Source organism: Bacillus sp. V2I10, assembly GCF_030817055.1.
GTDB lineage: Bacteria > Bacillota > Bacilli > Bacillales > Bacillaceae > Bacillus_P.
On sequence record NZ_JAUSYV010000001.1, the window covers coordinates 76,560 to 97,988 of the forward strand.

Annotated in this window: 20 protein-coding genes and 2 pseudogenes; 6 read left to right on the top strand and 16 right to left on the bottom strand. The window is 39.1% G+C overall.

Annotated elements, in window-relative coordinates; translation table 11 throughout:
- Positions 1-42: 42 nt before the first annotated feature.
- The 5 genes and pseudogenes from QFZ72_RS00330 to QFZ72_RS29365 all read right to left on the bottom strand — a co-directional run.
- A complete protein-coding gene (locus tag QFZ72_RS00330) occupies positions 43-1,017 on the bottom strand; it encodes a sugar ABC transporter substrate-binding protein (protein WP_307428108.1) in 975 nt (324 codons plus the stop codon).
- Positions 1,018-1,122: 105 nt separating this feature from the next.
- A complete protein-coding gene (locus tag QFZ72_RS00335) occupies positions 1,123-2,106 on the bottom strand; it encodes an ABC transporter permease (protein WP_307428110.1) in 984 nt (327 codons plus the stop codon).
- Position 2,107: 1 nt separating this feature from the next.
- Positions 2,108-3,667 carry a sugar ABC transporter ATP-binding protein gene (locus QFZ72_RS00340; RefSeq protein ID WP_307428113.1) on the bottom strand — a complete coding sequence of 520 codons (1,560 nt, stop codon included), beginning with the start codon at positions 3,665-3,667 and terminating at the stop codon, positions 2,108-2,110.
- A 231-nt stretch (positions 3,668-3,898) separates the two neighbouring features.
- A complete protein-coding gene (locus QFZ72_RS00345; protein WP_307428116.1) occupies positions 3,899-4,903 on the bottom strand; it encodes a LacI family DNA-binding transcriptional regulator in 1,005 nt (334 codons plus the stop codon).
- A 769-nt stretch (positions 4,904-5,672) separates the two neighbouring features.
- A pseudogene (locus tag QFZ72_RS29365) lies at positions 5,673-5,795 on the bottom strand (aminotransferase class I/II-fold pyridoxal phosphate-dependent enzyme); the annotation flags it as partial.
- Between the two features lie 57 nt (positions 5,796-5,852).
- Between QFZ72_RS29365 and QFZ72_RS00350 the strand changes: the two are divergent.
- Positions 5,853-5,993 (top strand): annotated as a pseudogene (locus tag QFZ72_RS00350) (MocR-like pyridoxine biosynthesis transcription factor PdxR); the annotation flags it as partial.
- A gap of 596 nt (positions 5,994-6,589) precedes the next feature.
- On the opposite strand, the gene QFZ72_RS00355 reads toward QFZ72_RS00350, so the two are convergent.
- The 3 genes from QFZ72_RS00355 to QFZ72_RS00365 form a co-directional block, all read right to left on the bottom strand.
- A complete protein-coding gene (locus tag QFZ72_RS00355) occupies positions 6,590-7,132 on the bottom strand; it encodes a hypothetical protein (protein WP_307428119.1) in 543 nt (180 codons plus the stop codon).
- 334 nt (positions 7,133-7,466) lie between these two features.
- Complete coding sequence (locus tag QFZ72_RS00360; protein ID WP_307428122.1) at positions 7,467-9,881, bottom strand: DUF927 domain-containing protein; 2,415 nt, start codon at positions 9,879-9,881, stop codon at positions 7,467-7,469.
- 156 nt (positions 9,882-10,037) lie between these two features.
- On the bottom strand, positions 10,038-10,340 hold the full coding sequence (locus QFZ72_RS00365; RefSeq protein ID WP_307428124.1) for a MerR family transcriptional regulator: 303 nt from the start codon (positions 10,338-10,340) through the stop codon (positions 10,038-10,040).
- A gap of 203 nt (positions 10,341-10,543) precedes the next feature.
- Between QFZ72_RS00365 and QFZ72_RS00370 the strand changes: the two genes are divergently transcribed.
- A complete protein-coding gene (locus QFZ72_RS00370) occupies positions 10,544-11,026 on the top strand; it encodes a helix-turn-helix domain-containing protein (RefSeq protein ID WP_307428127.1) in 483 nt (160 codons plus the stop codon).
- A gap of 18 nt (positions 11,027-11,044) precedes the next feature.
- The gene (locus QFZ72_RS00375) at positions 11,045-12,205 is read left to right on the top strand and encodes a site-specific integrase (RefSeq protein WP_307428130.1); all 1,161 of its coding nucleotides are present in this window, start codon (positions 11,045-11,047) and stop codon (positions 12,203-12,205) included.
- Between the two features lie 104 nt (positions 12,206-12,309).
- Here the strand turns inward: QFZ72_RS00375 and groL are convergent, their stop codons facing one another.
- Positions 12,310-13,938: a chaperonin GroEL gene (gene groL, locus QFZ72_RS00380; RefSeq protein WP_307428133.1), complete on the bottom strand. Its 1,629-nt coding sequence runs from the start codon at positions 13,936-13,938 to the stop codon at positions 12,310-12,312.
- Positions 13,939-13,991: 53 nt separating this feature from the next.
- Entirely contained in the window at positions 13,992-14,276 is a 285-nt protein-coding gene (groES, locus tag QFZ72_RS00385; RefSeq protein WP_133313877.1) for a co-chaperone GroES, read from the bottom strand.
- A gap of 295 nt (positions 14,277-14,571) precedes the next feature.
- Between groES and QFZ72_RS00390 the strand changes: the two genes are divergently transcribed.
- Positions 14,572-15,303, top strand: a complete 732-nt coding sequence (locus QFZ72_RS00390; RefSeq protein ID WP_307428138.1) for a CPBP family intramembrane glutamic endopeptidase — start codon at positions 14,572-14,574, stop codon at positions 15,301-15,303.
- 2 nt (positions 15,304-15,305) lie between these two features.
- On the top strand, positions 15,306-15,503 hold the full coding sequence (locus tag QFZ72_RS00395; protein WP_307428140.1) for a YdiK family protein: 198 nt from the start codon (positions 15,306-15,308) through the stop codon (positions 15,501-15,503).
- Between the two features lie 26 nt (positions 15,504-15,529).
- On the opposite strand, the gene tatC is transcribed toward QFZ72_RS00395, so the two are convergent.
- From tatC to moaC, 4 genes are read right to left on the bottom strand one after another with little or no spacing between them, the layout of a single operon-like run.
- Entirely contained in the window at positions 15,530-16,279 is a 750-nt protein-coding gene (gene tatC, locus QFZ72_RS00400; protein ID WP_307428144.1) for a twin-arginine translocase subunit TatC, read from the bottom strand.
- An 18-nt stretch (positions 16,280-16,297) separates the two neighbouring features.
- A complete protein-coding gene (locus QFZ72_RS00405; protein WP_223439036.1) occupies positions 16,298-16,474 on the bottom strand; it encodes a twin-arginine translocase TatA/TatE family subunit in 177 nt (58 codons plus the stop codon).
- Positions 16,475-16,491: 17 nt separating this feature from the next.
- A complete protein-coding gene (locus QFZ72_RS00410) occupies positions 16,492-17,133 on the bottom strand; it encodes a redox-sensing transcriptional repressor Rex (protein ID WP_223439035.1) in 642 nt (213 codons plus the stop codon).
- A complete protein-coding gene (gene moaC / locus QFZ72_RS00415; protein ID WP_307428152.1) occupies positions 17,130-17,645 on the bottom strand; it encodes a cyclic pyranopterin monophosphate synthase MoaC in 516 nt (171 codons plus the stop codon). The genes QFZ72_RS00410 and moaC overlap by 4 nt, the downstream gene beginning before the upstream one ends.
- A gap of 153 nt (positions 17,646-17,798) precedes the next feature.
- Between moaC and QFZ72_RS00420 the strand changes: the two genes are divergently transcribed.
- Positions 17,799-19,715 carry an ABC-F family ATP-binding cassette domain-containing protein gene (locus QFZ72_RS00420; protein ID WP_307428155.1) on the top strand — a complete coding sequence of 639 codons (1,917 nt, stop codon included), beginning with the start codon at positions 17,799-17,801 and terminating at the stop codon, positions 19,713-19,715.
- 234 nt (positions 19,716-19,949) lie between these two features.
- Here QFZ72_RS00420 and tsaD read toward each other — a convergent pair whose 3' ends face one another.
- On the bottom strand, positions 19,950-20,969 hold the full coding sequence (gene tsaD / locus QFZ72_RS00425) for a tRNA (adenosine(37)-N6)-threonylcarbamoyltransferase complex transferase subunit TsaD (RefSeq protein ID WP_307428158.1): 1,020 nt from the start codon (positions 20,967-20,969) through the stop codon (positions 19,950-19,952).
- Positions 20,966-21,427: a ribosomal protein S18-alanine N-acetyltransferase gene (gene rimI / locus QFZ72_RS00430; protein WP_307428161.1), complete on the bottom strand. Its 462-nt coding sequence runs from the start codon at positions 21,425-21,427 to the stop codon at positions 20,966-20,968. The genes tsaD and rimI overlap by 4 nt, the downstream gene beginning before the upstream one ends.
- Positions 21,428-21,429 lie beyond the last annotated feature (2 nt).

Below are 21,429 nucleotides of genomic sequence, written 5' to 3' on the forward strand. Positions count from 1 at the left end.
CTTAATACCTTTGATTTCGGATAAAAGTTAGAAATGTAAAATTCATTTAGAAATTTCTTTTAAAAACTTAAGCTTTTCCTCTGCATTTTCCTTTGTAATTACATCAGCACCTGTATCAATTCGTTTTTCTACATTTTCTCCCTTGATCGCTTTTACTGCGTTTTCTACTCCATTATAGCCCATGTCATAAGGGTTTTGAGCCACTGTTCCTGCAAGCTCACCAGCTTTAACAGATTCAACAGATTCTATGGTTCCATCCAAACCAACAACAGGAATCTTAGATCCTGAAGCTTGTACACCTCTCAATGCACCCATTGCCATGTCATCACTGCTGACAAACATTCCTTTAACACCTTTATGGCTTTGTAAAATATTTTCTGCAACCGTCATGGCTTTTGCTTTATCACTATCCGCCGGCTGTTGAGCGATCACTTTCATGCCTGCCGCTTCCAATGCTTTTTTTGCACCAGCTAAACGGTCATCATGTACTTTGTTTCCTAATGCTCCGCCAATTAGGGCGACTTCATCTCCCTTTTTCAGTTTAGACGCTAACAGTTCTCCACCTTTTTCTCCAGCTGTTTCATTGTCAGTGCCAATAAATGTTACCTTGTCTGCCCAATCTACATCCTGATTGATTAAAAGAACCGGAATATTCTTTTGTTTGTATTGCTCAAATGTAGACGCTGCCGTGTCCGGCTGGGTTGCTGAAACAACCAGTGCGCCTGGATTTCGATTCAGTGCATCCTGCATCATGTTTACTTGTTCCATAACCTGCGATTCGGAAGAAGGGCCTAAAATTGTTCCGTCTACATTGTAATCTTCAAACGCCTGCTCCGCACCAGCTTGCACAAAGTTCCAATATTCACTTGTCAAAGACTGAAGGACGACCGCTACTTTCGGCTGTTCTCCTGATCCATCTGAAGAGCCGCTTGCCGGTGAAGCTGCTTCTTTCCCGCATCCTGTTAAAGAAGACATTACTAAAGCCGACAGTATTGGAGCCACAAGGAACTTTTTCATTTAAAAAACCTCTCTTTTTGGTTAGTTTTATAAAACAAATATTCCACCCTAAAAAATAAGAATATTCAAAATATTTATCGATTGGTGAATCAAGCCCCTAAATCATCATTTATTGCCACGCTGGCGAAGAACATCTATATATACAGCGGCAATAATAACAAACCCGATAAGCGCCATTTGCATATCTGCTGCAACGTTCATCAAATTGAGGCCATTACGAAGGATGGCGATAATCAAAGCACCAATTAATGTTCCCCAAACGGTTCCTACTCCGCCAAAGAAACTGGCTCCACCGATAATAACGGCTGCAATCGCATCTAACTCAAAACCAAGAGCAGCAAGTGGAAAAGCGGAGTTCACACGCCCTACCATAACCAATCCTGCCAGTCCTGCCATAAAACCGCTGATGGCATAGACAGTAATTAAGACGCGATCCACTTTAATCCCTGATAAATGAGCCGCTTCCTTGTTGCCGCCAATCGCGTAAATATAACGCCCTGTCATCGTGCGTGTTAAAAACAAATGAAGAATAACGCACATGACAATAACCAAGATAAAGCTATAAGGAATAACACCGATTGACTGGTTCCCAACAAATTGAATAAGATATGGAAAGCCGACGATCGGTGCGGCACCTGTAACGATTAACGCGATACCGCGTGCAATATTCATTGTGCCAAGCGTTGCAATAAATGGGTGTGGCAAACGCAGCTTTGTCAGCATCAGTCCATTAAAATACCCGCAGAGCGCACCTACAAACAAACAAACCAGTATTCCCACAACCGGAGGAAGCCCCATATTCACTACAACAACGCCCATTAGCATGATAGAAAGAGCTAGAATAGCGCCAACGGACAAGTCAATGCCTGCTGTTAAAATGGGTAAAAGTAATCCAAGTGCTAATAAAGCATTAATGGAGGACTGACCGGCAATATTCATGATGTTGTACGTGGTTAAAAACTCGCTATTCAATGCGGATAGAATGACGACCAGCAAGATGAGCCCTATTAGCGAACCGAATTTTCCTAAAAGTCCCTTAGAAATCTTTTTTGATTCATATTTCTTTTTTTCTATTGCTACTTCTGCCATTTTATTTCCCTCCTATAACCATTTTTTCGAGTTTTGTAGGCTTTTGGTCTTCACAAAGGTCTTCTTCCGTCAGTTTCCCTGTAGCCGCTTTCATAATTAACTCCTGGCTGGCTTCTTCTTTTAAAAGGTCAGCCGTAATTTCACCATCACACATGACGAGAATTCGATTGCACACCCCTAAGATTTCAGGAAGTTCTGATGAAACGATGATAACAATGGCTCCATCTGCTACTAAAGAATTAATCAAGCGGTATACTTCCGTTTTTGCCCCAACGTCAATTCCACGAGTCGGCTCGTCAAAAAAGAAAACTTTTGCTTCTGTCGACAGCCATTTAGCGATTACTACTTTCTGCTGATTTCCTCCACTTAGTTTGCGTGCGTGCTTTTGAATATCGTTTGGCCGAATTTGAAGTTCACGAACATACATATCGGACTTGTCAATGATTTCATGATTTTGAATAAATAGCCCTTTTTTGAATTTTTTCAAGCTGGCAAGGGACATGTTGAATTTGAGAGATTGATCTAGAACAAGACCTTCTCCTTTTCGGTCTTCTGTAATAAACGCCATACCAGCGTTAATGGAGTCTTTAGGAGACTTAATTTTCATCTTTTCTCCAAAAATATGTACCGCACCTGAGTCGATTGGATCTGCACCAAAGATCCCTCTAAGAAGCTCTGTACGGCCGGCACCGACAAGCCCAGAAATCCCTAAAATTTGTCCTTGATTCGCTGTGAAATTGATGGCCTTATCAGACCCTTTCAGCCTTAAATTTTCAACTCTGAAGCCCGGTTTACCTAGTCGGAAATTGCCTTTTGGAAACTTGTCTTCTAATGCACGGCCAACCATTAATTCAATCATGGTATCGATACTCGTTTCACTTACTTGGCGGGTTGCCACTGCTGATCCATCCCGCAGAATTGTAATTCGGTTCCCGATTTGTTTAAGCTCTTCTAGCCGGTGGGAAATATACACGATCGCGATTCCCTGTCTTTTAAGTTCCATAATCGTGTTCAGCAGCTGTTCTGCTTCTGATGCGCTCAAGCTTGAAGTCGGTTCATCCAAGATGATTAATTTCGTATCAATTGTTAACGCTTTCGCTATTTCGATCAGTTGCTGCTGGCCAATACCAAGACTGGAAACAAGCGATTCGGGATCGATATTCTGACCTAACCTTTTTAAGATGTTCTTCGACCGGTTAATCATTTCTTTTCGATTCAAAAAGGAAAACTTGCCTTTTCTTTTCAACTCTCTTCCTAAAAAGATGTTTTCATAAACCGGCAGTTCAGGAACAAGGTTTAACTCCTGATAAATGGTGGCAATGCCAATATCCATGGCGTCAGATGGTTTTTTAATGTTTACTTTTTTTCCTTCCCAAAGCAAGTCGCCTTCATCCTTTTGGTAGGCGCCGGTCATGATTTTGATAATCGTAGATTTCCCGGCACCATTTTCGCCTAAAAGAACATGAACCTCCCCTGATTTCACATCCAAATTAATATTTTTTAACACAGGAATTCCCGAAAAACCTTTGCAAATGTTTTTAAGCTCTAGCAGAGTAGCCATACCATTCCCTCCATAATCATCTTGATTGTATTCGCTTACATTTAAATCAGGAGTAATTCATTCCCGAAAAATCAAGGAAAACACTTAATCAAATTATTTGTAAAAACTGAGGCCATTTCATTCAAAAGCAAGTTAGCAGATTTCGAACGAGATGAGTTCTTTCTTCTACCAGGTAGCCCGATTGACACCCTGTTCTAGCTGTGTCCTGATTAGAGCTGTAGGAAACAGCTATTAAATGTTACTTTTCTTTGCGGTGGAATTTCGCACAATCAATTTAGGAGACAGTACAACACGCTGTTTTGATTCTTTCTTTTTTGCAATTTCTTCAATTAACAGTTCAACTACTTTTTTCCCCATCTCCTCAATTGGCTGCGCAATTGTTGTTAGGGGCGGCTCACAGATTGCAGACAACACTGTATCGTCAAATCCCACAATAGATAGCTCATCTGGCACTTTTACATTTAATTCGTGCGCACCCTGCAGGGCGCCAATCGCCAAGAATTCAGTGGAAGCAAAAACGGCCGTTGGCGGACTAGACTTTTTCAAAAGGGTTAACGTTGATTTTTTGCCTTCATCAAGAGAGGTATTATTAGTCAGCACCAAACTTTCGTCATAGTTCAGTCCAGCTCCTTCGAGCGCTTTCTTATAGCCTTGCACTCTCGCTCGTAAATTAGAAAAAGTCGTGTCTTCCGTAATCATGGCAATTTTTTTATGACCAAGGCTAATTAGGTAGTTTGTTGCTTCATACCCGCCTAAATAATCGTCTACAAGCACAGTGTCTATTGCTAGAGAAGGTACATCCCTAGAAAGTAATGCGATAGGCAGATCAGTCTTGATCAAATCTTTAATTACCTTTTCTTTTTTCAAACCCGTTGCCACAATGATGCCATCCGTATATTTTTGTTTCAGAATTGAAATATACTCCACTTCGTTTTTTAGGTCATTGTCCGTGCTGTAGACCATGAGGCTGTAACCATGCCGCTTTAAATGGTTTTCAATGCTGCGTGCTACTTCTGCCATAAAAGGATTTGCAATGTTAGGTATCAAAAGTCCAATCATCTGAATACGCTTTTTTACGGATGCTGCAACACTGGGCTGATAATTTAATTCCTGCATCGTCTCCTTAACCTTTTTTCTTGTTTTAGCTGCAAGGCTTCCTGTATTATTAAGCACTTTTGAAACAGTAGAAATAGATACCCCTGCTTTTTCAGCTACATCATAAATTGTCAATTTCATCGTCTCTTTCCCCTCTTTTTTCTCTCAATAGCTCACGCTCCGTTTTAACATATTTTACTTATAGAGAAAAACTCGCTCTCGATGAGAAAACCATTCATTATATGAATGCTATCTATATATGCATACAAAAAGAAAGAGATTTTAATTTTATCTAAATATCAACAGTTATGCTTCTTGTAAAGAATCAAATTCTTTTTATTGAACAAGATTTATCCCCCCTAGAAAGCATCGTGATAGCTGTTTCTGTAGCGCTTTCAAAAAAACAGTTTACTTCCATGCCGTTTTTTATTATTTCGGAAAGATGTTTCCTACAGGTGTTTATAAAAATCGAAATAAAATGTCTAATATTAGGCTTGTTAATCTGATGGGAAACTAGTTTGACAGGTAACTAAGGAAAGTACTTTCCTTAAGAAGATTGTATATTCAAACAATATAGTTGTCAACAATATTTTTGTGTTTGATTCATCTTTTTCTAGCGAGATTAATTAATTGATATTACCAGTTATTTAGCAAACAGTACTAACTGATTTGTATTTAGGCTTGTCTAGACGGACAAGCCGTTATCCTGCTCTTCTTTTGTAAATAATTAAAAAGAGCGCTGCCGATAAGCGAGGCCACTGAAAAAGTGTTTGCTTTAAACAGTTAACAGGTGCTTCTATCAACATATCGCAACGAAAAGAAGCTGACTATCTACATATGGTAGGTAATCAGCTTCTTTTTTATTGAAATGGATTTTTTCAGTGTCTTCCGATAAGCAGCACTCTTTTTGAAAGGAAGCTCGCTCTATTAGCCATTCTTCTGAACGTTTCAGATGTACTTTGATTAATAAATACAATCCAGACTGCTCACCAATAATGGATATATTTTGATCGAATTGCTCTTTTAATACTGATCAATATGACTTTCCCACTAAAATTTGAAATTGTAGATTTTATAGCGGGTTGCTCAACATGGTGTTAAAGTGTATCCTACCTCACTCTACTTTATTAAAAACAATACCGATAAACCCATTATTAAACTTGGTTTTAGTAATCTTTCTTGTGAGGAAATCAAGCTTGGCGTGGAGCTCCTAAAAAAGGCTTGGTTATAAAAAACACCCCGTAATTGTAGCTTATGTCTAATAAAAATACTAAGCATAGGCGCCTTTATGAATTCTGTACTGCTTCCTATACTCAATCTGGTGTCACCCGTTCAACATTTAACATCCATTTTGTTATTCGATACTATCCGTATACTACTACTCCATAAAAAATTACCCTTTTGGTTACTAACCAAAAGGGTAAAATTCACTAAAGCTCGCGCTACTGTTACTTTTTTATTATTTGGCATACCATCAACATCTCAAATTCATTTTCTATTTACGTACAACAAGTGTATTGTGTCCCCACAAAAATTCTGGTCATGCTCTGGTCACATTTTGGTCACGCAAGAGGGAATTCAAACAACCAAAAGAAAAGTCAGATCCGATAAGAAAAGAGATATCAAACCATCGACTTCAAAATCTTTGAATGAATAGGAAGAACACCCCCATTCCCCCTTACCAGGCCTACACTAAGTCAGTGGCACAGGTCGAGAACAGTCCCTTTCTATTGGTTTTACAAAGCAACGATATCTCGATGCTGTAAAGAATCAAAGACAACTCCTTACGTCGTCCTATGCACCCCTTTTTCTATAAACCTATTCCTTTTACATTCCAAACCCATTTAAACTAAGTCTAATCATTGCTTGTGCTAAAGGTAAATTGGCTGGTTCAATATCAGCAAGCTTTTTGATGATGTTAGCTGGATCTGGATGATCATAGAGAGTCTTAGCAAAATCAACAAATTGTTGCTCTTCTTTTCCCATTTCTAAAAATTTTTGACTTTGAGTGAACATTGTTTTTCCCTCATTCCATTCCCCTGTCCAACTCATAGGTTCTATAATTCCTTCATTGGAAATATTTACTGCTGCATTAGTGTAAAAAGCTAGTAAATAATTATTTTCATACGAATGGAAAGGAAATATCATTAGATATGCTATAAATCTATCTTTATGTTCTTTGTTGAGAAAGTATATTGATTTTACTGTGTTCTCTTTTTCTAATAAAAGATCTTTTTTGTAGTTATTAATTAGAAACGAAATTCTATCTATAATTGTAGATTCACCAAAATATGCCCAGTCTTTTAGAAAACGATATTCCTTTGGGTTAATCCTAACTGTTTTATAATTATCTTCTTTATTCTTATTCATTAGTTTCCCCCTTGTCATTTTAAATAAATAAGAAGAAAAACAGTTACATTATTTCCTTTTCAGTTACAGCGCTATGTAACACTATAATCCCATACTGTATAACTGTTTAACTGGTGTTATTCTGTCCAGTTACAGAGTTACATATATTTTTACATACCTGACTATTAACTAATAATAAAATTACATTAGATTAATATACTAAATATATAACTCTGTAACCCTTGTAACTATCTTATATAAACGGCTTCAATCCACGGTCTATCAATACTTAAGGGGTTACATTAACTTGTAACTATGTGTAGCCATTGTAACCCCATCCAATCATTCAATCCGTTTAACTGAAATTAAATCCCAATTGCTCAATGATCTCCCTATTCACTAATACGCCTCTAAACGATCGCTTATTTTTTTTTATGACTTTGTAATCGACTTCATTGTCTCTATTGATAAATGTGTCAGTCAGTCCTCTTTTCATCCATAGGTAGCGAATTTGCTTTTCGTTGAGACCTAACCGTTGTTTTAAATAAGCAGGTGCAAAGTAAAAATCTCCATTATGGAAAAAAGCGTTGATTGTTCCCTGAGGCTCGTAATCTGCGTACAGTTTATTGCGATTTGCATCAATATCCTCCAAGGCATTTTGTAGTTCCACAATTGGCAAGTCAATTGCCTTATTTGTTTTAGACATTTCAACAAAGAGTTCTTCTAAATCCCTCAAATTTATTCCAATAGATTTGTTTTTAAACATCTCATTTAATACTCTTCCTGTAAATACAATGAATGAGTAATGTCTTGATAACCGCTTTAAAATATTATTATCACAACTAATTTCTAAAAATTGTTTTTCATATGCTTTAAAATACTTCATATAGTGCTCTCGATTTTCCTGCCATCTATTTAAAAACTCTATTCCGATTGCTCCGAAATTCTCTCGAAATGAATCATACACTTTCCCCAAATAATCATGGTCTTCTCCTTCAAATGAAAAGTTTGAAATTAGTATAACGCGGGCAGGAACTCCTTGAGCGTTTGCATATGTTACGATCTCATTCTCTCCAGAAGTAATCATTAAAGAATTCCATGAATCCGTGTATTGACTGCCATTCAAGCTTCCTCTTTGCTTTCCTGTATTATTAACGTACTGGTAGATCATTGGTTGTATCATTTTAGATTCACTCGCACCGTTTGAATCATCTAGGATTTGAGGAAATGAGTTTAAAAAGGTAGATCTTCTTTCAACAGCTACGAGTGTAGTATTAAATGTTCCAAGATATCTTTCAGGATCACCCCATACAGATGCACACATTCTAAGAATGCCACTTTTCCCACTACTTGATGCCCCTGATACATCAATAACAATCGGTTTCATATCAAATTCGTGCAAAATGACAGAAGCAAATGAAGAAAGGATAGGAAGAACTGCTTTCGGATGATTTTTAACCAAATTAAAAACATTTTTTATCCAACTATCAACAGTCCCCTTTACCTTAAAAGATTCATAGAGTTGAAGTTCTCCCCCATCATTTGGTAGTACCTGAATCTCATTTGATATTACTGGGTGAATGAATTTTTCTTTAATCTTCCCAAGCCTATTAACAATCTGCACAGTTGGAATATCATTTTTTGCTATGAACAGATCAAAGTATTCTATTAAATGTTTGGAATTAGAGTCATTGCAACTTAGTCCTTTATCGGCTAGAGAGAGAATCTCACGTTTTGAAGCAATTGTGCTGGCTGCAACTGTTTCCTTAAATTCTCTCCCCATGTTATTCCAGCAAATTTCATAGTATATTTCGCTTCTCTCTAGATTCTCTAAGTACTTAGTAATGTAAGGTACATTCCGACTCACAAAAATGCTAACTTCTTGTAATTTACCATCAATCTTTTTCATTTCTTTTTTGTAGAGTGAACCTTCTTTTTTTAGATAAGGCTCAGGAAGCCTAGATTCAAATGCTTGGCTGATATTGTTTATTTCTATAGGTTCTTCCTTTTTTCTTGAAGTTTGTTCTAACTTAGCAATGCTATCGATTGAGGCCATAACGTCCTCCCATGTATAACTTCGATCCTTGTCAATACAGAAATATTTATAGATTAATAGCATGCTTTTTTTGACTTGATCTAATGGAACATCTATAGATTTAAGTCGTCTTCCAAGGTCATACAGTGATTGGTTACGAGACCCATTTACCATTGGAATCGCAAAGTGATAGTCTTTGGTTTTCTGAGCATTCCATACTGGTCTTAAGTAAACGGGGAGCTCGTCTAAATCTTCCGCAACCTCAACAATAAAGCGTTTTTCTGTATTCTGGCTCGGAAACACAATAAAGCTATTAGTTGTTCCAACACGTGTATCAATAAGTATTCCGATTGATGTAAAAAATCGACTAATCATTTTAACTTGCTTGTTTGATGTTGATGACGCCTTAAACACGAACTGATAGCCTCGCGGAGTCCTAATTAAGTGATGTTGAACTCTTTCTCCCTTTAAAAGTTTGATTAGATAAGAACCGTGTTCTACATCATCGACATCAATAACGATAAATCCATTTGGTATTAGAGCACCGATCCACCCTCCCCTTGCAAGATGGTATTTAATCTCTGTTTCAGTTAAGCTCTCTCTATTAATATAAGAGCCAAGTGGCTTTTTCGCTGTACTGTAATGATTATTTCCATTCGAGTAACCCTGACATTTAATGATTTTCGTGTTTGGGAATATCATTTCAACCTCTCGCACGTAAGAGTTGTGTAACATGATAATCCCCCCTTGCTTCACATATTTGATTGATAAAAAGAGTGATCCGATTTAAAATAATAGTGTAATGTTCTTTCATGCCTATTAACTCACCCCAATGAGTTAATGGGCTTTTTTTCTTTGCATCAGGTTTTATGTTTCTCCTCACAACAACATTCATCCTTTCCTTTTATATTTCAGAATATCTCCGCCATTATTTCTCACATTATCGTAGTATTTTTCCATATATTCTTGAACATCCTTTCTTTTAAACAACCATTTACTCCCGAGACGAATTTTAGGAAAGTTCTTTTCGTATAAAAGGTGCGTACAAATTGAATTCCAAGACATATTGAGATATGACGTTAGTTGTTTAGAATTCATAAAAAACACCTCTGCCTCAAGTTCCTCAAGACGCTCTTCCACTTTTTTAAGATACAACTCTTTCAACTGTTCTTGGTTAATCTCTAAAGTAATCATAACTACTCCTCCTTCTATCTTTACAATCATTAAACGTAATAAAAAATCATTTAACAGATTGTTACTAAACATGATATAATAACCAAAATGTTATTGCAAGTGTGTATAAAATTATTTCACTTGTGTGTTATTGTGTTATCTTTCTTTGATGGAAGGTTTTATTAAATAACGGTTTTATACTTTTTTATTAGGGGGGGTAAATAATGAGAGCAATTAGTCCATTCGGTAAAAAAATAAAAGAAATAAGAATGGATAATGGGATGACCATTAATACTGTAAGCAAAAAATCTGGCGTTTCCCAATCTTACATTTCACAAATTGAAAATGGTTCAAGGGATACTCCACAACCTGACATGATTAAAAAAATCGCGAATGGTTTAGGTGTTGATTATTTCATATTGATGAGAGCTGCTGGCTATATGGCAACATCAAACGAATTCACTACAACCAACGAGGTAGAATTCACAAATATTTGTTTTAATGTGAAAACTGTATATAAAAAGACAGATGAAAATGGTACGGAAAAATATGTGAGATACACTGAAGAAGAATTGAAGAGCAATTTCTTTAATTTACATCATTTGATAACACAAGATACCAATGATATTTTTTATAAAGATCGCGTATTAACTAGAATTGAAATTGAAAAAGTTAAAACAATGCTTGAATTGCTGCTAGATGATTAATTGAAGGGAGGTGAATTAATGGCGCACATTTTAAAACGTGGTGACAAATGGGCTTACATGGTTAACGTCGCAAAAGATCCAGTGACCGGCAAAAGGAGACAAATTACTAAATCCGGCTTTAAAACAAAAAAAGAGGCTCAACTTGCTGCTAACAAGGTAGAAGATGCTATAGCAAACGGTGGAGTGTTTCAGGAAAGCAACATAACCTTTGAAGAATTTGCTACTGAATGGTTAAGCTATTATGGACACCAAGTAAAAATCAGTAGCGTTCGAGCGCGCAAGATAGCGATGAAACACCTTATATATTCGTGGCAAAATACTCCTTTGAAAAAGATTACAAGGCATATGTACCAAACTCGCATAGATGAATTAAGCAAACAATTTAGCCATAACTATATTGACAGTATCCATACGACGGGAAACATGATCTTCAAGCATGCAATCAGGCAAGACTTGATAAAGACAAATCCAACCTATGGTTTTGTCATGCCAAAAAAGCATGTGACTGTTGAGGATATCGAGGAAGAAGAGGTTAAGGAAAAGTTTCTTGAGTTAAATGAACTGAAAACCTTTCTACGTATCACAAAAGACCATGGATTATATCTAGACTATCTATGTTTTGCTACTTTGGCATATACCGGTATGCGTTTAGGAGAAATGGTAGCATTAAAATGGACAGACCTGGACTTTACCAAGAAAACAATAAGAATCACAAAGACTTACTATAATCCAAATAACAAATGTACAGGTTATCAACTCCTAACCCCAAAAACAAAAAAGTCAATCCGCACAATAATGATTGACGATGGACTTGTCGCCTTATTCAAAGCACACAAGCGTGAGCAGATGGAATTGAAAATGAAACAACGGTTAGTATATGAGGATCAAGATTTCATTTTTGCAGAAAACATCGGTCATCCGAGGGTTATGAAGCAAATGGTATTGCGTTTAAAGCGTTTAATGAAGCATTTGGATGTAGACAAGCATATTACCCCTCACAGCTTTAGACATACTCATACATCCCTTCTCATTGAAGCTGGGGCAGGCGTAAAAGAGATTCAAGAAAGATTAGGGCATTCAGATATAAACACAACGATGAACATTTACGCTCATATGACAAAAAATATCGAAGAAAAGACCTCCCATAAGTTCAGTGAACTTACGAAAGGTCTCCTCTAATTGGTGAAGTAAAGTTGTCTCAAAAATTGAAAGTTAGCAAAAAGTTAGCATTTCACTAATATCCACCTTACAAACCCCTATATACCAAGGGTTCTAGGCGATGATTACATCATGCCGCCCATACCACCCATGCCGCCCATATCAGGCATTGCAGGAGCATTTTCTTCAGGCTTGTCAGCAACAACTGCTTCAGTTGTTAAGAACATAGCCGCTACAGATGCAGCGTTTTGAAGAGCTGAACGAGTTACTTTTGTTGGGTCAACGATACCAGCTTCGATCATGTTTACCCAAGCGCCAGTTGCAGCGTTGAAGCCAGTTCCTACTTCAGCATGCTTTAGACGCTCAACGATAACTGAGCCTTCAAGACCAGCGTTGTGTGCGATTTGGCGTACTGGCTCTTCAAGAGCACGCAATACGATGTTTACGCCTGTTGCGAAATCGCCTTCGCCTTCTACTGATGCTACTTTGTTGTATACATTTACAAGGGCAGTACCACCGCCTGATACGATGCCTTCTTCTACTGCAGCACGAGTAGAGTTAAGTGCATCTTCAATGCGTAGTTTGCGCTCTTTTAATTCTGTTTCAGTTGCAGCACCAACTTTGATGACTGCTACACCGCCAGCTAGTTTAGCTAGACGCTCTTGTAATTTTTCTTTATCGAACTCAGAAGTTGTTTCTTCTAATTGAGCACGGATTTGTTTTACGCGGCCTGCAATTTTGTCAGACTCTCCAGCACCTTCAACGATTGTAGTATTTTCTTTTGTAACTACAACTTTAGAAGCGCGGCCAAGTTGAGCGATGTTCGCTGATTTAAGATCTAAGCCTAGATCTTCAGTGATCACTTCTCCGCCAGTAAGTACTGAGATATCTTCAAGCATTGCTTTACGGCGGTCGCCGAATCCTGGAGCTTTAACAGCTACTGCATTGAATGTTCCGCGAAGTTTGTTCACTACTAATGTAGCAAGTGCTTCACCTTCAACATCTTCAGCAATCAATAATAGAGGCTTGCCTTGTTGTACAACTTGTTCTAATACAGGCAGGATCTCTTGGATGTTTGTGATTTTTTTGTCTGTGATCAAGATGTATGGGTTGTCAAGGACAGCTTCCATTTTATCTGAATCAGTTACCATGTAAGGAGATGCATATCCGCGGTCGAATTGCATACCTTCAACCACTTCAAGCTCAGTAGTGAAGCCTTTTGATTCTTCGATTGTGATAACGCCGTCGTTTCCAACGCGCTCCATAGCTTCAGCAATCAATTGGCCAACTTCATCGTCAGCAGAAGAAATCGCAGCTACTTGAGCAATGGATTCTTTGCTTTCGATTGGTTTAGAGATAGCCTTTAATTCTTCCGTTGCAACAATAACAGCTTTTTCAATACCTTTGCGGATACCCATTGGGTTAGCACCAGCTGTTACGTTTTTAAGACCTTCGCGGATCATTGCCTGAGCAAGAACCGTTGCAGTTGTTGTTCCGTCACCGGCAACATCGTTTGTTTTGCTTGCAACTTCAGCAACAAGCTTTGCACCCATGTTTTCGAATGCATCTTCAAGCTCGATTTCTTTTGCAATTGTCACACCGTCATTTGTAATAAGCGGAGAACCGAATTTCTTTTCAAGAACCACGTTGCGTCCTTTTGGTCCAAGCGTAACTTTAACTGCATTAGCGAGTGCATCAACCCCGCGCAGCATTGCGCGGCGAGCGTCTTCACTGAATTTAATGTCTTTAGCCATGTTCCATTACCTCCTAAGAATGATGTTTTCTATGATATTGGAAATTTTATAAATTAGCCGATAACTGCTAAAATGTCGCTTTCGCGTAAGATTAAGTATTCAGAACCCTCATATTTTACTTCTGTACCAGAGTATTTTGAGAAGATGATGCGATCGCCTTCTGCAACTTCAAGAGCAACACGCTCACCGTTGTCAAGCACACGACCAGTACCTACTGCCACTACTTTGCCTTCTTGCGGTTTTTCTTTGGCACTATCCGGCAGTACGATCCCACTAGCAGTTTTTTCTTCAGATTGTACAAGCTCAATTACGACACGATCACCTAATGGCTTTAACAAGTGAAACAACCTCCTCAAGATTTCATTAATTTAAATTTTCATTTTATTAGCACTCATATGTCTTGAGTGCTAACACAAGTATTATATTATATAATCTCTCATTCAAATTCAAGTAATATGTTAAAAAAAATTGAAATCCTTTTCTTTATGCCGGTTTCACATGTTTATAGCCATTCCTGCATACCCTATAGGCGTTATCTTCCTACATCATGCCTGATTTATGGTACAATTATGCCTAGCTGAAAATTTGCTATTACTGACTTAAACCATCCGGCACGTTAAAGGAGTCGTTCAATTGAAGAAAGAATACTGGCTTATTATTTTGACATATATAGTCATGCAGTTTTCAGGCATTCTCGGCATTCCTCTTCTGCTTAAGCTTGGCGTCGGAGAGGATCAATCGCTCCGCATGGCGCAGATTACAGCATCAGGCTATTGGACGGTGTTCAGCTTTGCAGCTGCCTTTGTAATCGTTCTGCTTCTGCTCCGCAGCCACTTTAAAAGCAATGAACTCAGGGGCGATGCCGCTCCCGCCGGTCCTTCTATCTTATGGGCTGTCGGAGGTGTGTTTATGGCACTTTCTGTTCAGGTGATCGCAGCCAATATTGAGATTCAGGTATTTGGCATTGAAGGCGAATCAGAAAATACGAAAGTCATAATGGAAGTATTGAAGGTTACGCCTTTGCTCATAGTCGTTACTTCCATCATAGGTCCTATCCTGGAAGAGATTATTTTCAGAAAAATTTTATTCGGCGCTTTGTATCAGCGCATTCATTTCTTTTTGTCGGCACTCATCAGTTCGATTGTATTCGCACTAGTTCACGGTGAACCTCAGCATCTACTTCTTTATGGATCAATGGGGTTTGTGTTTGCTTTTCTATATGTAAAAACAAAGCGCCTCCTGGTTCCTATTTTTGCCCATGTTGCGATGAATACGTTTGTTGTCATTCTGCAATCGAACCGGGAACAGCTTGAGGAAATGCTGAAACAGGCAGAACAAATGCAATTTATTTTTGGAGGCATGTAAGCATGAGAACAAGCCCAATTTCAATGGGGATCTTTTACTTGGCGATGGGTATTCTTTTTACCTATCTCGCCGTAAACAGTTCAGAAAGCGGGATCTGGTCGTTTCCGACAATCCTGCTAATGCTAATCGCGACGTTTGATCTTGGAGTCGCATTTAGAATGTTTAATCTCACTTTCAAAGTCAAAGCGAAGAAAAAATAGAAAGAAGGGTGGTCCTGCAGACAGGATCACCCTTCTTTATTTGCTTCTTCAAACTGAATCCGCTGCGCCTTGCGGTAAGCAAACCTTGAGACCACAATACTTATTTCATACAGGATAAACAGAGGCACGGAAACCATTAGATGCGAGACAAGCTCCGGCGGTGTAATTAACGCTGCAATAACAAGCAGAATGAAGTACGCATATTTTCGGGTTTTCACGAGGAACATCGGTGTTACGATGCCGAGCCTCGTTAAGAACATAATGACAACCGGGAGCTGAAACAGCAGTCCAAATGGCACTGTCAGCTGAATTAAAAACTGAAAGTATTCGTTGATTCCAATGACTTGATTAATCTCTAAATCATCGGACATACGCTCCATGAAATCTACGACAAATGGAAAGAGCAAAAAATACGAGAAGCTTATGCCTGTGAGAAAAAGTCCAATTGAAATTGGAATATAGCTCAGCGTGACCCGCCTTTCCTTTTCGTAGAGGCCTGGGCTTACAAATGCCCATAGCTGATAGAGAATGATCGGCGATGTAATAATAAAGGCAATGATAAACGCGAATTGCATATAGACCATAAGCGGATCGGTCATTCGGAATGAATTCAGCGTTAAACTCTGAGCTTCATTCGTATGCTGTAAATAGATGATAATCGGCTTTGCTAATAAAAAGCCGGCAATCACAGAGAGGAAAAGGAAAAAGACTGTAATGATCAGCCTTTTCCGAAGCTCTGCAATGTGATCGATAACCGACATTTCGTTTTGTTTCATGACAGCTTTCATCCTATCTTACTTCTCTTCTTTCTTTTTATCTTCATCGTCGTCCGCTAGACCCTTCGTTGCATGCTTAAATTCCCGCAATGAGTTGCCAATTGCTTTACCAAGCTCAGGCAGCTTCTTTGGCCCAAAGATTAATAGTGCTGCAAAAACGATCAGCAGCAAACTTCCAAAACCGATATTCGGCATATCATTCACCTCAATTCCTAAGCGTTAGGATAGTGCTTCAAAAAGTACACGAGCGATTGCAGCTCTACTGCTAAATCGATATGATGAATTCTGATTTCCTCCGGTACATTTAATCTAGCAGGAGTAAAATTAAGAATTCCCTTAATTCCTTTTGCAATCAGCCTGTCCGTAATGGGCTGGGCAGCCTGTGCCGGAACCGTTAAAATAGCCACGGTCACATCCTCAGGCAGGTGTTCTTCAAGATCAGCCAAATTATAAATGGGAACATCGCCGATTTCAGTGCCGATCTTCTTCTCGTCGACATCAAAGGCAAGTGAGATTAACGTATTATTGTTCTTCGTAAAATTATAATGCAAAAAGGCTGTGCCGAGATTACCGACACCAATTAAGGTAACCTTCGTCACCTCATCCTGATCGAGCGTTTTTCTGAAAAAAGAAAGTAGATAATTAACATTATACCCATATCCTTTTTTCCCAAGGGCTCCAAAGTAGGAAAAATCCCTGCGGATCGTGGCAGAATCCACTTTCACAGCATCACTCAGCTCTGCAGAAGAGACACGCTGCTTGCCTGATGCATGCAGATTCTTTAAAAAACGATAGTATAAAGGCAAGCGCTTAGCAGTAGCTTGCGGAATTTTCGATTGTTCAATGTTGTTCACATTCTATCCCCCACATTCAAAGCTACAGGTTCATCTCGTGTATAATCCCCGCTTTTCCCGCCTGTTTTTACAGACAGATAGGCAGGTCCGATGATTAACCCTTTATCCAGTGCTTTACACATATCATACACGGTCAGGGCGCAGACTGAAGCAGAAGTTAGCGCTTCCATTTCCACACCTGTACTTCCTGTTGTTTTCACAGCTGCGGCTATCATCAGATGGAAAAGTCCGTTCTCTTTTTTCCATTCAAACTCAATATCGATTCCCTTGAGCGGGATCGGGTGGCACATTGGAATGATATTCCATGTGTTTTTAGCAGCCATTATGCCGGCCACCTGTGCGACCGCCAGCACGTCTCCTTTTTGAAGCTTGTGATTTACGATTTGTTCATAGACATGTTCCTTCATAACAACGCTTGAAACAGCAACAGCGGTGCGCACAGAATCATGTTTATTCGATATATCAACCATTTTGGCTCTGCCCTGCTGGTTAAAATGAGTAAAATTTGACATCTTTTAACGCTCCTCATACTAGACTATACACTATTTTTACTAATCTGTCTTTTTACTTATTGTGACAAATGTTCGCACCCAAAAAGGTACAATCATTGCGGCTCACTCTTCGATAAGCTACACTTAAATTATCATAGCCTGAGGTGAAAATACATGATTTTGCTACAAATAAACCAGCTGACGAAATATTTTGCAGCTGATCTTATATTATCGAATATCAAACTTGAAGTTCAAACACGGGATAAAATTGCCCTTGTCGGACGGAACGGGGCCGGGAAATCAACCCTGCTCAAAATTATTGCGGGTCAGCTTTCTTACGAATCCGGAGAGATCATTAAGCCAAAAGGTGTAACGATTGGGTACCTTGCGCAGGATACAGGTCTCGAATCTACTCTATCTATTTGGGATGAAATGGTTTCTGTGTTTCAGTTTTTAAAAGATATGGAGCAATCCATGCGTGATCTTGAAAAAAAAATGGCAAATACTGATCCCGCAGAGCGGGAATTTGAACAATATTTAAAAGAATACGACCGTCTGCAAATTGAGTTTAAAGAAAAAGGCGGCTATCAATATGAGGCAGATATCCGTTCTGTTCTTCATGGTCTCGGATTTGCTGAATTCGATGTCTCATCTCCTATCCAGCGTTTGAGCGGAGGCCAGAAAACGCGTCTTGCCCTTGGAAAGCTGCTTTTGACAAGTCCTGACTTATTAGTTCTGGATGAGCCGACAAACCACCTGGATATTGAAACGCTGTCCTGGCTTGAGCAATATCTTCAAAGCTACAGCGGAGCGATATTAATCGTTTCCCATGACCGATATTTTCTTGATAAAGTAGTGAACCAGGTCTACGAAATCTCCAGGAATACAAGCATCAAATACACCGGCAACTACAGCCGCTACCTTGAGCAAAGCGCTGAAAACTTTGAGCGCGAATTAAAATTGTACGAAAAACAGCAGGATGAAGTGGCAAAATTAAAAGATTTCATCCAGAAAAATATGGCCAGAGCGTCTACCACAAAACGCGCTCAAAGCCGGAGAAAAAAACTGGACCGCATGGAATTGATGGACAGGCCGCAGGGCGACGAGAAATCAGCTCACTTCCGGTTCGATATTGAAAGGCAAAGCGGCAACGATGTGCTGAAAGCAAAGGATATTGCTGTATCTTATAATGGCTCAGACCCAATCATTTCAAACGTTTCTTTTTCCATATCAAGAGGTGACAGCATTGCTCTTGTCGGCCCAAATGGAGTCGGCAAATCGACGCTTTTAAAAACAATCATTGATAAGATGGCTCCATTAAAAGGAGCATTTGAAATAGGGTCAGGCGTGAAGATTGGATACTACGATCAGGAGCAGGCGAATTTAACTTCGAATAAACGTGTGCTTGATGAATTGTGGGATGAATATCCGATGCTGAATGAAAAAGAAATCCGGACTGTGCTCGGCAATTTTCTTTTTTCTGGTGACGATGTTTTAAAGAATGTTTCTACTTTAAGCGGCGGGCAAAAAGCAAGATTAGCTCTTGCTAAGCTAATGCTTCAAAAGGCAAATCTGCTTATCCTTGATGAGCCGACAAACCATCTCGATCTGGACAGCAAAGAAGTGCTGGAAAATGCCCTGATTGATTACCCTGGCACAATACTATTTGTCTCCCACGACAGATATTTCATTAATCGCATTGCTACAAAAGTATACGAACTTTCAGCAAGCGGCGTTAATGAATACCTGGGGGACTATGATTACTATCAATCTAAAAAGGCAGAACAGCTGGAGCTTGCAGCTCTTGATGCGGTCCCTGATCTGAAGCCGAAAGAAAATCAAAATAAGCTATCCTATGAACAAGATAAAGAAGCGAAAAAACTGGCAAGACAAAAACAAAGAAGACTGCAGGAAGTAGAAGAGCGAATCTCGTTCGTTGAACAGCAGATCGAGAAGAATGAAGAGCTGTTATGTGATCCGGAGATTTATCAAAATCATACTAAGGTACAGGAAATCAACACGGAAAACGGAGGTTATCAAGAAGAACTCGAAAATCTAATGAATGAATGGGAACAGCTTCAGGAGGATTAACAGCTTTGTACACAAATTAAAAAACTCAGTGCCTATTATGGCACTGAGTTTTTTAGTTATCCACACTAAAAAATCTTATTTTATAGGGTTTCCACTCTTTTATTCACATTATCCACAAGATAGAGTTCTTTTATCCACATTGTCCACAGGTTATCCAATGCTTATTCAACAAGCTTTTCTAAAAGCGGAAAAAGGTTATTAGACAGCGTGTGGATAACATGTTAATACACCATATTAACTCGGTAATTCCAGTCCAGGATTCGCATTCATTCTCAAATTGCCTCTATGGCCTTTTTCAAAAAGGACACTCCCTGCAGCAGCAATCATGGCAGCATTGTCTGTACATAGAGATAATGGCGGAATCAGTAATTCTACGCCCTGAAATTCTTTAAACTTCTCTTCTAAAGCTGCTCTTAAACCGCGATTTGCTGCTACACCTCCAGCAAGAAGGACCTGCTTTACTTGGTATTTCTCAGCTGCTGATGCTGTTTTAGTGACAAGAACATCGATGACGCTTGCCTGAAAGCTTGCGGCTAAATCATGAGGATCAATCACTTCACCTCGCTGCTCTGCATTATGAAGAGTATTGATGACAGCTGATTTCAAACCGCTGAAGCTAAAGTTGTAAGAATCCGGCTCAAGCCAGGCTCTAGGTAAATTGATGACTGGAGATCCTTCCGCTGCCATCCGGTCTATATGAGGCCCACCCGGATAAGGCAGATGGAGAGTTCTTGCCACTTTGTCATACGCTTCTCCTGCGGCATCATCAAGCGTTTCTCCTATTACTTCAAACGATCCATGTTCTTTCATAAAAACAAGTTCAGTATGTCCGCCGGATACAACAAGCGACAGCAAAGGAAACTGCAGTTCAGAGATCAGCTGGTTAGCGTAGATATGCCCTGCAATATGATGAACGCCTATTAATGGCATCTGATGGGCAAATGCCAGCGCTTTTGCTGCATTGACTCCTATCAAAAGCGCTCCAACAAGACCCGGCCCTTCAGTAACGGCGATGGCATCCAGGTCTTTAAATGTCATTTCAGCCTGCTGCATCGCTTCTTCAAGCACAAGTGTCAGCTGTTCAACATGATGTCTCGATGCGATCTCAGGTACAACACCGCCAAAACGTTTATGGCTTTCAATTTGAGAAGCGACAACATTCGAAATGATTTCCCGCCCGTTTTTCACAATAGATACGGCCGTTTCATCACAGCTTGTCTCTATTCCTAATATATATTGATCTTTTTCTGTCATTTTAAATTCACCCACATTACTAACGCATCTTCCCCGTTATCTGTATAATACCGTTTTCTAATCCCGCCGGGCTGGAAACCGAGCTTGGTGTACAAAGATTGCGCTACATGATTTGAGACTCTTACTTCTAGAGAAATTTTACCTGCACCATACTCCTTTGCCATTCCGATTGCCTGTTTCAGCAAAGTTTCTCCAATCTTATTCCCTCTGAAACCGGGCAAAACGGCGATGTTCGTTACTTGAGCCTCATCCATAATGATCCAAAGTCCACAATACCCGATAATCTTTTGATCAAATTCTACAACAAGATATTTAGCAAAATGATTTTGAGTTAATTCATTGTGAAAGGATGCCTTCAGCCAAGGTGTTGCAAAGGATTGTGTTTCTATTTCATAAACAGCATCAATATCATCTACATTCATAAGCCGAATCTTGATTGTATCCTGTTCCTGCTTCAACC

What these genes read in the sequence shown, in the direction of transcription:
- QFZ72_RS00335 (WP_307428110.1), bottom strand. Translation starts at nt 2,106, where the DNA reads ATGGCAGAAGTAGCAATAGAAAAAAAGAAATATGAATCAAAAAAGATT.
- groL (WP_307428133.1), bottom strand. Translation starts at nt 13,938, where the DNA reads ATGGCTAAAGACATTAAATTCAGTGAAGACGCTCGCCGCGCAATGCTG.
- QFZ72_RS00420 (WP_307428155.1), top strand. Translation starts at nt 17,799, where the DNA reads ATGATTTTGCTACAAATAAACCAGCTGACGAAATATTTTGCAGCTGAT.
- QFZ72_RS00360 (WP_307428122.1), bottom strand. Translation starts at nt 9,881, where the DNA reads ATGTTACACAACTCTTACGTGCGAGAGGTTGAAATGATATTCCCAAAC.
- QFZ72_RS00375 (WP_307428130.1), top strand. Translation starts at nt 11,045, where the DNA reads ATGGCGCACATTTTAAAACGTGGTGACAAATGGGCTTACATGGTTAAC.
- QFZ72_RS00370 (WP_307428127.1), top strand. Translation starts at nt 10,544, where the DNA reads ATGAGAGCAATTAGTCCATTCGGTAAAAAAATAAAAGAAATAAGAATG.
- QFZ72_RS00395 (WP_307428140.1), top strand. Translation starts at nt 15,306, where the DNA reads ATGAGAACAAGCCCAATTTCAATGGGGATCTTTTACTTGGCGATGGGT.
- QFZ72_RS00330 (WP_307428108.1), bottom strand. Translation starts at nt 1,017, where the DNA reads ATGAAAAAGTTCCTTGTGGCTCCAATACTGTCGGCTTTAGTAATGTCT.
- QFZ72_RS00340 (WP_307428113.1), bottom strand. Translation starts at nt 3,667, where the DNA reads ATGGCTACTCTGCTAGAGCTTAAAAACATTTGCAAAGGTTTTTCGGGA.
- QFZ72_RS00365 (WP_307428124.1), bottom strand. Translation starts at nt 10,340, where the DNA reads ATGATTACTTTAGAGATTAACCAAGAACAGTTGAAAGAGTTGTATCTT.
- tsaD (WP_307428158.1), bottom strand. Translation starts at nt 20,969, where the DNA reads ATGACAGAAAAAGATCAATATATATTAGGAATAGAGACAAGCTGTGAT.
- QFZ72_RS00405 (WP_223439036.1), bottom strand. Translation starts at nt 16,474, where the DNA reads ATGCCGAATATCGGTTTTGGAAGTTTGCTGCTGATCGTTTTTGCAGCA.
- moaC (WP_307428152.1), bottom strand. Translation starts at nt 17,645, where the DNA reads ATGTCAAATTTTACTCATTTTAACCAGCAGGGCAGAGCCAAAATGGTT.
- QFZ72_RS00355 (WP_307428119.1), bottom strand. Translation starts at nt 7,132, where the DNA reads ATGAATAAGAATAAAGAAGATAATTATAAAACAGTTAGGATTAACCCA.
- tatC (WP_307428144.1), bottom strand. Translation starts at nt 16,279, where the DNA reads ATGAAACAAAACGAAATGTCGGTTATCGATCACATTGCAGAGCTTCGG.
- QFZ72_RS00345 (WP_307428116.1), bottom strand. Translation starts at nt 4,903, where the DNA reads ATGAAATTGACAATTTATGATGTAGCTGAAAAAGCAGGGGTATCTATT.